The following is a 6,941-nucleotide window of genomic DNA, read 5'->3' on the forward strand; positions in this document are numbered from 1 at the left end:
GCCCCGGCGGTTTCAACCGTGACCGTGACGACCGTGGCGGCTTCAACCGCGACCGTGACGACCGCGGCGCCCGTTCCTTCGGCGACCGCCCGGCCCGCTCCTTCGGTGACCGTCCGGCCTTCGGCCGTGACGAGCGCGGTGGCAGCGCCGGCGGCGGCAGCAGCCGTCCGTTCTCCCGCCGTGACGACCACCGCTCCGGTGGCCGCCCGCAGGCCGGTGGCGGTTTCAACCGCGACCGTGACGACCGCGGTGGCCGCCCCGGTGGCCCCAGCTCGGGCGGTTTCAACCGCGACGACCGCAAGCCGCGCTGGAAGAACTGACGCCGCAGGCGTCCCGGCCCTCCGGCGAGGCCGCGGGGCGCGGTGACTGAGCGTTGACGACGGGCCCGTTCCACTTCGGTGGAGCGGGCCCGTCGGCGTTCCCGCCCGCCGGAAGGGGCGGGCGGCGTCCGGGCGGGCCGGGCACGTTGTTCTGGTGCTGAGAATAACCAGTGGCGCCGGCCGGCCGGCGTCCCCTACCGTCGCGGGCATGAGCAGCAGAATGCGCAACGTGGCGGCGGAGAACGAGGGGATCGTCGAGCGGGGGAGCTACCGGGCGCCCGGGGGCGAGCTCGTGGACCTGACCGGGTCGTTGGCGGCGGCCCGCGCCGGGACGGTGTCGTACGCCCCGGCGGAGCTGGACGGGCTGGTGTCGGCGGGCGGCCCGGGGCCGGTGGCGCGGCCCGAGGCCGTCGAGGTCACCGCCGAGGGCAGCATCGGGGCGGCCCGGCGGCTGGTCGAGGCGGGCGCGGGCCCCGTCGGGGTGCTCAACTTCGCCTCCGCGCGGAACCCGGGCGGCGGTTACCTGCGGGGCGCCCGCGCCCAGGAGGAGGACCTCTGCCGCAGCGCCCTGCTGTACACCTGCCTGTTGGAGGCGCCGGACTACTACGAGGCGCACCGGGCCTCCCGCGACCTCAGGTACAGCCACCGGGTGATCGTCTCGCCCGAGGTGCCGGTGATCCGCGGCGGGGGCGGCGAGCTGCTGGCCCGGCCGTACCCGGTCACCTTCCTCACCTCGCCGGCACCGAACGCCGGTCAGCTGGCGCTGCGTTCGGACGCCGGGGACACCGAGACGGAGACGGCCGGCCCGGCCGTGGACGCGGGTGCGACCGCGGACGTCCGGGGCGTGCTCGCCGAGCGGGCCGAGCGGGTGCTCGCCGCGGCGGCGCGGCACGGGATACGCGGGCTGGTGCTGGGGGCGTGGGGCTGTGGGGTGTTCCGCAACGACCCGGCCCAGGTGGCGGAGGCCTTCGAGGGGGCGCTGTCCCGGTACGGGGCCGCCTTCGACCGGGTGGTGTTCGCGGTCTGGGACCGGACGCCGGTGTCGCCGAACCGGGACGCCTTCGAGGCCCGGTTCGGGGGCTGACAGCCCCCGCGCGGGCTCAGCCCCTGGAGGCCGACGGCCTGGTGACGACCGCCGACGCGACGGCCGAGGCGGCGGCGACCACGCCGGTGACGGCGAGGACGGACGGCCAGGCGCCGATCCGCTTCGCCAGCGGGTGCGAGCCGCCGAACGCGACCACGTACAGCCCGGTCAGCGCGGCAGCGGTGGCCGCACCCGAACGCCGGTGCCACTGCGCGGCCGCGCCGGCGCCCGCCACCGCCAGGACGGCCCCGCCGAGTTGGCGGTTGCCGGTCCACCGGGCGACGCCGTAGCCGCCGACCAGACCGCTCGCCGCGGTCAGCGCGGCGGGCACGGTGGCCGTGAGCGCGTTCGGGATCCTCGCCATGGTCGACTCCACTCCTCAGCAGACTCCTCGGACCTCCGACCATAGCCCGCCCGCGGCGCGCGTCCTCGTGCGGGCCGCGCCGCCGCCCGTCCGGCGAAATCCCCCGCGCGGCCCGGTCGCCGTGCCCCGTACTCACCCGGGTGACCGCGGTGCCGCTCGGTACCTCCGCCTCCGCGCCGGTGCAGGTGGGCACCGTCGTCCTCGTCCTGGCCACCGCGTTCACCTGGGAACACCGGGCTGTCGTAGCCCGGTGAGAGACTCCCCCCGTGACTGACCACGTGATCACCGACGGCCTCTACCGGATCCGGAACGTCGCCGCCGGCCTGCTGCTGGAGATCGCCGACGGCAGCCGCCGCAGCGGCGCCAAGGCGGTGCTCGGTGCGGAGGACGGCTCGGACGCGCAGCTCTGGCGGCTGAGCGCCGTCCACCCCGGTGGTGCGCTGTTCCACGTCGAGAACGTCGCCGGCGGCAAGCGGCTCGACGTCACCGGAGCCTCGCCGGAGAACGGCGTCCCGGTCCAGCAGTGGTCCGCCAACGCCTTCGGCGCCCAGGAATGGCTGGTCGAGCACCACCTCGACGACCCCGGCACGTACACGCTCACCAGCTTCGTCAGCGGCAAGGCCCTCACCGCCCCGGACGGTCCGGTCACCGAGCCGCCCGCCCCCGTCCACCAGTGGGAGGACACCGACTCGCCGGCCCAGTGGTGGCGGCTGGAACGGCAGTAGCGGCCCGTCGACGGTCAGCCGAGGACGAACCCCGCGTGCTTGAACACCGACCGGTCGTGCCAGCCCAGGAAGTCGTGCGCGCGCGCCGAGAGCGGGCGGTCGGGGCGCGCCACCGGGAGGTCGCCCAGGGCCAGGACGGCCCGGCCCGCGGGTGAGTCCGTCCGGTAGTGGGGGGAGACACGGACGGTGCGGTCCTCCGTCACCCCGAGCACGCCGAAGTCGAACAGCGCGTGGTGCAGGGAGCAGAGCGCGAGCGCGTTGTCGACGACGTCGGGGCCGCCCTGGCTGTGCCACTGGACGTGCGCCGCCTCGATGCCCACGGCGGCGCGGCCGAGCCGGCCGTCGTACCCGCAGATCGCACAGGCGTGGTCGAACGCCCGCAGCACGTCGGCGGCGAAGCCGGCGGCCCGGACCCGGCGCCGGGTGATCCGGTACGCCGTCCCGCCCGCCGTCCCGTCCCCCGTCCCGCCCGCCGCGGGGAGCTCCAGGTCGGCGACGTCCAGCTCGGGCAGGGCGACGTCGGCCTGTTCGCAGATCGCCGCCTCCAGGGTGGGCGTGAAGTGCCGGTCCAGCAGCAGCCGGACGGCGACCGCGAGGGCCGACGGGTCCTCGGTGAGCAGCCGTTCGACCTCCGGCCGCAGCCGGCCCACCGCGTCGACCCGGCGCAGTGCGGCGCCGCTGTCCCGGACGTCCTTGGCGTCGAGCGGCCGCCCGGCGCCGTCCCGCAGGGTCCAGAGGCTCCGCTCCAGGTGGACGAACGGCATCGCCGCCCGCTGGGCGGCCGTGTTGCGGCCCACGGCGGGCCCGTAGTCGTTGATCAGCCGGCTGACCGGCTGCTCGGCCTCCGCGTACGGCACCTCGCTGGTGCCGAGACGGGCGTGGCGGCCGAGCAGCCAGAGCAGCAGCAGCGGCTTGTGCGGCGCGCGGACGCCGTTGCTCTGCGCCTGCCGGATCCCGGCCAGCCCGGCGAGCAGTTCGCCACGCCTCATGCCCCGTTCTCCCCCCGCTCCGCCGCCTCCCGCGTTCCCGTCACTCCGACAGGTTGGCCCGGAGGGCGTCGAGGTCCTCGTCCGTCGCGCCGTGGGCGTGCAGGTAGGCGGTGACGGAACCGTGGTGGGCACGGATCCAGTCGAAGGAGGAGGTGAGGAGCTCCTCGGAGATGGGCCGGGAGATGCGCTCGGTACCGGTCTCGTCGATGTAGGGCGTGGGCCCGTCGAGGAGGCCGAGTCCGGTGTTGGAGCGCAGGAAGTCGGCGAGGATCTCGGCCTCGGAGGCGCCCAGCAGCTCCTGGACGACGGCGATGGTGAGCCCGGTGCGGTCCTTGCCGACGGCGCAGTGGACGACGGCCGCCAGGGTGCCGGGGGTGCCGAGCCGGCGGATCGCGGCGACCAGCGAAGGACCGGCGGTCGCGGCCATGAACGGGTAGAGCTCCGCCTGGCCCTCCGGCCAGGGCCGGTCGGTGTCCTCGCGGTTGGCGGGCAGGGTGGGGAGGCTGAGCGTCTCGTGGTCGAGACCGTGCCGAAGGTCCGGCCAGACGTCCAGCTCGAACGGGCTGCGCAGGTCGATCACGGTCCGCAGCCCGAGCGCCTTGAGCCGCTGGGCGCCCTCGGGCGCGAGGGTGTGGAACGAACCGGAGCGGAAGAGCACGCCGCGCCGGAGCGAGCCGACGCCTCCGGCGTCGCGGAAGTTGCGCACCCCGGGGATGTCGATGAAGGCGGACGGCAGGTCGGGTTCACGGTCCGGCAGGTCGTCGGTCATGGCCCTTACCGTACGGGCGCGGGCGCCGCCGGGGGAAGGAATCGGGACACTGCGATCACGCTTGACTTGAAGTCGGCTTCAATTCCTAGGGTCGGTGCCGAGGAACCGGCCCGGCGCGGAGTCGTCGCAGCCGGGCGGAACAGAGGACAGGGAGCCGGTCGTGGAGTACTCGCACAGCGACGCCGAGTTGATCAAGCAGCCCATCGGGTACTGGAGCTGGGCGGCCTACAAGGCCGTCGTCACCCGCACCCGTGGCGCGCTGGAGGAGATCGGCACCACCCAGCCGCAGTGGTGGGTGCTGGCCCAGGTGGCCCGCGCCGGTGCGCCCCTGACGCGGGAGGACGTCTCCCGGGTCCTGCGCGAGTACCTGGACACCGGGCCGGAGGCCCTGGCCGCGGAGATCGACACCACCGTCACGCAGGGCTGGATCGTGGAGGAGGCGGGGGGCCGCCTCACCCTCACCTCCGACGGCCGGGCGTTCTTCGACAAGGCGGCCGGCCTCCAGGACGACCTCTGGGCGGAGCGCCACGCGGACATCACCGACGAGGAGTACCTGACCACCCTCAAGGTCCTCCAGCGCTTCATCCACAACACCGGTGGCCGGGCCTGGCACCACTGAGCCGCCGGGGCCCCGCCGGGAGGGATCCCCGCCGGGGCCCCGGCCACTGCCGTCATCACCGCCCGCCGGACACGTCCAGGAACGCCCCCGTGGTGTACGAGGAGGCCGGCGACAGCAGGAACAGGATCGCCTCGGCGACCTCCTCCACCTCCCCGCCCCGACGCATCGGCAGGCCCGGCGCGACCCGGTCGACCCGGCCGGGCTCGCCGCCCAGCGCGTGGATCCCGGTGTGGATCAGCCCCGGGCGGACGGCGTTGACCCGGATGCCCTCGGCCGCGACCTCCAGGGACAGGCCGCGGGTCATCGTGTCGACGGCGGCCTTCGCGGCCGCGTAGTCCACGTACTCGTTGGGCGAGCCGAGCCGGGCGGCGGCGGAGGAGACGTTGACGATCGCGCCGCCCCGCCCGCCGTGCCGGGTGGACATCCGGCGGACCGCCTGCGCGGCGCAGAGGAACGGACCGGTGATGTTGGCGGCCCAGATCCGGTTGAGGCGCTCCTCGTCGATGTCCTCCAGCCGGCCCTGCTTCTCCAGCGTCCCGGCGTTGTTCACCAGCGCGGTGAGCGGACCGAGTTCGGCGTCGACGGTGGCGAACAGCCGCTCCACCTCGGCGCTGCGGGTGACATCGGCCCGGACGGCGAGCGCGGTGCCGCCCCCGGCCCGGATCTCCTCCACCACGGCGGCGGCGGAGGCTTCGTCGGTCCGGTAGTTGACGCAGACGCGGTAGCCGCGGCGGCCGGCCAGCCGAGCGGTGGCGGCTCCGATGCCGCGCCCGGCACCCGTGATCAGGACCACGTCGGGGCGGTCGGTCTGCTCGGAAGCGGCAGCGGAATCGGTGGCGGTCGACATGCTCCGCACCCTACTCTTCTCCGCTTCGCCGCCGGCGTCGCCACCGCCGCCCTCGCGGTCCTCGGCGCGCCGAACTCGGCTGCGGAGCAGCGGGCTTGAGCGGCAGTCCCGGGGCCCACCCGCGACCTCGCGCGGCCCCGGGGGCGGCCCCGTCCCGAAGACCGGGGGCGGCCCCACGGGAGGTCAGGTCCGCGGCGGGTCCACCGCCCGCGGCCCGTCGCGGTGGACGCCGCCGCCCGGAAATCGCTCGCCCGGCGCGGCCCCGCCGGGTGACACTGCCAACCGAGATCCGACGAAGGGAAGCCCATGCCCGCCACCGCCCCCGGCGCCGTCCTGCTGTCCGGCATCGTCGGCTCGACCGCGTACGGGCTGGCCCACGCCGGCTCCGACATCGACCGCCTCGGCCTCTTCGCCGCCCCGACCGAGGGCTTCCACGGCCTGCACCACCCCGCCGAGTCACAGGTCACCACCGCGCCCGACCGCACCCTGCACGAGGCCGCCAAGTGGTGCCGCCTCGCGCTGAGCTGCAACCCCACCGCCACCGAACTCGTCTGGCTGCCCGAGGACCTGTACGAGGTCCGCACCCCGCTCGGCGACGAGCTGATGGCGATACGCCGGTCGTTCCTGAGCGCCCGCGCCGTCCGCAACGCCTACCTCGGCTACGCCACCCAGCAGTTCAGGAAGCTCCTGACCCGGGACACCACCGAGGCGACGACCAGGGCCCGGGCCGCCAAGCACGCCCGCCACCTGGTCCGCCTGCTGGAACAGGCCGTCCACCTCCACGAGACCGGCCACAACCTGGTCCGCCTTCCCGACCCGGGCCGCGTCCGTGAGCTCGGCGAACGCATCGCCGACGAGCCCGCCGTCGCCGAACGCCTCCTCGCCACCGCCGAGGAGCGCCTGGACCGGCCCGGCGTCCTCCCCGACCGCCCCGACGAGCGCCCCGCCGAGGCCTGGCTCCACCGCGTCCGCGCCGCCCACTACACCCCGGCGGCCACCCCCGCCCCCTGAACCCGGCGCGCCCGCGCAATCCACTGGCGAAGCCCCTCCCCGTACCGGGTAGGATCGCCGTGGTTCGCTCCACCCGGCGCGGACCACGGGGCGCTAGCTCAATTGGCAGAGCTGCGGACTTTTAATCCGTAGGTTCAGGGTTCGAGCCCCTGGCGCCCCACCGCAGGAAGCCCGGACGTGAAGAGGCCCGGGCCGGACGATGTCCGGCCCGGG

Annotated in this window: 8 protein-coding genes, 1 tRNA gene and 1 pseudogene; 6 read left to right on the forward strand and 4 right to left on the reverse strand. The window is 75.3% G+C overall.

What is annotated here, in order from left to right; genetic code table 11:
* Both ABZY91_RS07635 and ABZY91_RS07640 read left to right on the forward strand, forming a co-directional pair.
* Positions 1-320 (forward strand): annotated as a pseudogene (locus tag ABZY91_RS07635) (RNA helicase); the annotation flags it as partial.
* Positions 321-528: 208 nt separating this feature from the next.
* Positions 529-1,404 carry a TIGR02452 family protein gene (locus ABZY91_RS07640; RefSeq protein WP_355400566.1) on the forward strand — a complete coding sequence of 292 codons (876 nt, stop codon included), beginning with the start codon at positions 529-531 and terminating at the stop codon, positions 1,402-1,404.
* A 16-nt stretch (positions 1,405-1,420) separates the two neighbouring features.
* Here ABZY91_RS07640 and ABZY91_RS07645 read toward each other — a convergent pair whose 3' ends face one another.
* Positions 1,421-1,768 (reverse strand): hypothetical protein, encoded by a 348-nt coding sequence (locus tag ABZY91_RS07645; RefSeq protein ID WP_355400568.1) that lies wholly within the window; start codon positions 1,766-1,768, stop codon positions 1,421-1,423.
* A 266-nt stretch (positions 1,769-2,034) separates the two neighbouring features.
* Between ABZY91_RS07645 and ABZY91_RS07650 the strand changes: the two genes are divergently transcribed.
* Positions 2,035-2,493 (forward strand): RICIN domain-containing protein, encoded by a 459-nt coding sequence (locus ABZY91_RS07650; protein WP_329947860.1) that lies wholly within the window; start codon positions 2,035-2,037, stop codon positions 2,491-2,493.
* A 14-nt stretch (positions 2,494-2,507) separates the two neighbouring features.
* On the opposite strand, the gene ABZY91_RS07655 is transcribed toward ABZY91_RS07650, so the two are convergent.
* Together ABZY91_RS07655 and ABZY91_RS07660 are read right to left on the reverse strand one after the other, a co-directional pair.
* Positions 2,508-3,482 (reverse strand): phosphorothioated DNA-binding restriction endonuclease, encoded by a 975-nt coding sequence (locus ABZY91_RS07655; RefSeq protein ID WP_355400570.1) that lies wholly within the window; start codon positions 3,480-3,482, stop codon positions 2,508-2,510.
* A gap of 40 nt (positions 3,483-3,522) precedes the next feature.
* Entirely contained in the window at positions 3,523-4,251 is a 729-nt protein-coding gene (locus ABZY91_RS07660) for a tyrosine-protein phosphatase (protein ID WP_329947862.1), read from the reverse strand.
* Between the two features lie 160 nt (positions 4,252-4,411).
* On the opposite strand from ABZY91_RS07660, the gene ABZY91_RS07665 reads away from it, so the two are divergent.
* Positions 4,412-4,870, forward strand: coding sequence for a MarR family winged helix-turn-helix transcriptional regulator (locus ABZY91_RS07665; protein WP_329878629.1), 459 nt, complete (start codon positions 4,412-4,414; stop codon positions 4,868-4,870).
* Positions 4,871-4,925: 55 nt separating this feature from the next.
* Here the strand turns inward: ABZY91_RS07665 and ABZY91_RS07670 are convergent, their stop codons facing one another.
* Complete coding sequence (locus ABZY91_RS07670) at positions 4,926-5,717, reverse strand: SDR family oxidoreductase (RefSeq protein ID WP_355400572.1); 792 nt, start codon at positions 5,715-5,717, stop codon at positions 4,926-4,928.
* A 306-nt stretch (positions 5,718-6,023) separates the two neighbouring features.
* Here ABZY91_RS07670 and ABZY91_RS07675 point away from each other — a divergent pair, with 306 nt between their 5' ends.
* Together ABZY91_RS07675 and ABZY91_RS07680 are read left to right on the forward strand one after the other, a co-directional pair.
* The gene (locus ABZY91_RS07675) at positions 6,024-6,728 is read left to right on the forward strand and encodes a nucleotidyltransferase domain-containing protein (RefSeq protein ID WP_355400574.1); all 705 of its coding nucleotides are present in this window, start codon (positions 6,024-6,026) and stop codon (positions 6,726-6,728) included.
* Between the two features lie 87 nt (positions 6,729-6,815).
* A tRNA-Lys gene (locus ABZY91_RS07680) sits at positions 6,816-6,888 on the forward strand.
* Positions 6,889-6,941: the final 53 nt, after the last annotated feature.

Origin of the sequence: Kitasatospora sp. NPDC002965, from assembly GCF_040611255.1 — a bacterium.
In the GTDB taxonomy this organism is placed as follows: Bacteria; Actinomycetota; Actinomycetes; order Streptomycetales; family Streptomycetaceae; genus Kitasatospora.